3 rRNA genes are annotated in these 3436 nt (G+C 49.9%); all 3 read right to left on the bottom strand.

The window, feature by feature from the left end:
- Positions 1–112, bottom strand: a 5S ribosomal RNA gene (gene rrf, locus D3F01_RS15715); the annotation flags it as partial.
- A 124-nt stretch (positions 113–236) separates the two neighbouring features.
- Positions 237–3071, bottom strand: a 23S ribosomal RNA gene (locus tag D3F01_RS15720).
- 275 nt (positions 3072–3346) lie between these two features.
- Positions 3347–3436: ribosomal RNA gene (locus tag D3F01_RS15725) — 16S ribosomal RNA — on the bottom strand; the annotation flags it as partial.

Consider the following 3436-nt stretch of genomic DNA (forward strand, 5'->3'; position numbering starts at 1 on the left):
GCGACTACCTATTTTCACGCGCCGTTTCCAGCGAACTATCTTGGGCACGAGTGAGCTTAACTTCTGTGTTCGGAATGGGAACAGGTGGAACCTCACCGTCATCGTCACCGACCAATATGACTGGTTCAGTATAACATTTCTGTTTTACTTTGTCCAGTGTTTCTTGAAGGACGTGCCTTCAAAACTGAATAATCACTGCTCACATTTTGTCATTGACTTGAGAATTCAAGCGAATTGTGGTCAAGCCCTCGATCTATTAGTACACACTTGCTGAATGGATCACTCCACTTACACATCGTGCCTATCAACCTCGTAGTCTACAAGGGATCTTACCTGATTGAATCAGTGGGATATCTTATCTTTGGGTCGGCTTCACGCTTAGATGCTTTCAGCGTTTATCCGATCCGTACGTAGTTGCCCAGCTATGCTCCTGGCGGAACAACTGGTGCGCCAGAGGTACGTCCGTCCCGGTCCTCTCGTACTAGGGACAGCTCCCATCAAATATCCTGCGCCCACGACAGATAGGGACCGAACTGTCTCACGACGTTCTGAACCCAGCTCGCGTACCGCTTTAATTGGCGAACAGCCAAACCCTTGGGACCGAATACAGCCCCAGGATGCGATGAGCCGACATCGAGGTGCCAAACCTCCCCGTCGATGTGGACTCTTGGGGGAGATCAGCCTGTTATCCCCAGGGTAACTTTTATCCGTTGAGCGATGGCATTTCCACTCACATACCACCGGATCACTAACTCCAACTTTCGTTACTGCTCGACCCGTCAGTCTCGCAGTTAGGCTCGCTTCTGCGTTTGCACTCTTTTGCTTGATTTCCGTTCAAGCTGAGCGAACCTTTGAACGCCTCCGTTACTCTTTAGGAGGCGACCGCCCCAGTCAAACTGCCCACCTAACAATGTCCCCCGACTCGATTCAGAGCCGCAGGTTAGAATTCCAATATCGCAAGGATGGTATCCCAACGGCCTCTCCGCCAAAGCCAAAGCCTTGGTTTCCAAGAGTCCCATCTATCCTGTGCATGCAACATCGAAACCCAATATTAGGCTACAGTAAAGCTCCATGGGGTCTTTCCGTCTTGTCGCGGGTAACCGGCATCTTCACCGGTACTACAATTTCGCCGGGCGGGCTGTTGAGACAGTGCCCAAATCATTACGCCTTTCATGCGGGTCAGAACTTACCTGACAAGGAATTTCGCTACCTTAGGACCGTTATAGTTACGGCCGCCGTTCACTGGGGCTTCGATTCAATGCTTGCACATCTCCTCTTAACCTTCCAGCACCGGGCAGGCGTCAGCTCGTATACGTCATCTTTCGATTTAGCACAAACCTGTGTTTTTGGTAAACAGTTGCTTGGGCCGATTCTCTGCGGCTCCATCTCTGGAGCACCCCTTCTCCCGAAGTTACGGGGTCAATTTGCCGAGTTCCTTAACAACCCTTCTCCCGTTGGCCTTAGAATCTTCTTCCTACCTACCTGTGTCGGTTTGCGGTACGGGCACCTCAGAAATACACACAGCTTTTCTCGCCATCTTCCATCTCAGACTTCGGTACTAATTTCCCTCGATCTCTACCGGAACCAACACCCGGCTCTGAGACTTCATATGTGTCCCTGTGCTTAACTCTTTTGGTGGTGACGGAATCTCTACCGTCTGTGCATCGGCTACGCCTTCCGGCCTCACCTTAGCTCCCGACTAACCTGGAGCGGACGAACCTTCCTCCAGAAACCTGAGGCTTTCGGCCATGCAGATTCTCACTGCATTCGCGCTACTCATTCCGGCATTCTCACTTCTATACACTCCACAGCCGCTTGCGCTACTGTTTCTCCGCGTATACAACGCTCCCCTACCCAATGTATTACTACATTGCCTAAGCTTCGGTGTCAGGTTTAGCCCCGTTAAATTCTCCGCGCAAAGACGCTCGACCAGTGAGCTATTACGCACTCTTTGAATGAGTGGCTGCTTCTGAGCCAACATCCTGGTTGTCTGCGTATCTTCACATCGTTTTCCACTTAACCTGACTTTGGGACCTTAGCTGTAGATCTGGGCTGTTTCCCTTTTGACAATGACATTTATCTGACACTGTCTGACTCCCAAGCATCAATACTCTGGCATTCTGAGTTTGATAAGCTTCGCTAACCTCTCGGCCGCTAGGCTATTCAGTGCTTTACCTCCAGGTATCTAACTTGAGGCTAGTCCTAAAACTATTTCGGGGAGAACCAGCTATCTCCGGGTTCGATTGGAATTTCTCCGCTACCCACAGTTCATCCGCCGCCTTTTCAACGGAGGTCGGTTCGGTCCTCCATGGAATTTTACTTCCACTTCAACCTGACCATGGGTAGGTCACCCGGTTTCGGGCCCATTATATGCAACTTAACGCCCTTTTCAAACTCGCTTTCGCTTCGGCTCCAGACCTTAAGTCCTTAACCTTGCTGCATACAATCGCTCGCCGGACCGTTCTACAAAAAGTACCCTATCACGCTTTGACGCGCTCTAGGTGCTTGTAGGCACAGGGTTTCAGGTTCTTTTTCACTCCCCTCCCGGGGTGCTTTTCACCTTTCCTTCACAGTACTATACGCTATCGGTCACTGGGTAGTATTTAGGGTTGGAGGGTGGTCCCCCCGTATTCCGACCAGGTTTCACGTGTCTGGCCGTACTCTGGATCCTGCGCAGCTCTCTCCGTTTTCACCTACGTGGTTCTCACACTCTCTGACCGGCCTTCCCATGCCGTTCGGTTAACAGATTGAGTCTTAAAAGCAGTCCGTACCCCGAAAGTATTTCTACTCTCGGTTTGCCCTCTTCCGCGTTCGCTCGCCACTACTTACGGAATCTCGTTTGATGTCTCTTCCTCGCCCTACTTAGATGTTTCAGTTCAGGCGGTTCCCTCAATACACCTATTTTGAATTTCAGTGTATTGTACCTGAGTATGAACCCAGGTGAGTTTCCTCATTCAGAGATCTCCGGATCAATGCTTATTTGCAACTCCCCGAAGCTTATCGCAGCTTATCACGTCTTTCATCGGCTCCCAGTGCCAAGGCATTCGCCCTGCGCCCTTGTTCGCTTGACCATTCAAACTATTCTCTTTCGAGAATGGCTTGTATTTCCTCTTGATTCTCTCTTGCCAACGAAGATTATTGTTACCCTTCCTTTTGAAATTGCAATATTTCTTAAAAGAACTTACTATAATCTTTGTTTCGCAGTTATTATTCAGTTTTCAAGGTACGTCTTTGAGTGTCCTTTTCAGGGCCCTCAAAATCGAACAATATCTACTCTGCTTGTATCTTTCACCTGTTCCAGATGGTTGACCATCTTTGATGTTCTTCCATCTGCCTGACTCCTTAGAAAGGAGGTGATCCAGCCGCAGGTTCTCCTACGGCTACCTTGTTACGACTTCACCCCAATCACCAGTTTTACCTTCGGCGGCGTCCTCCT

Source organism: Faecalibacterium sp. BCRC 81149 (assembly GCF_022750605.1).
Lineage (GTDB): Bacteria > Bacillota > Clostridia > Oscillospirales > Ruminococcaceae > Faecalibacterium > Faecalibacterium duncaniae.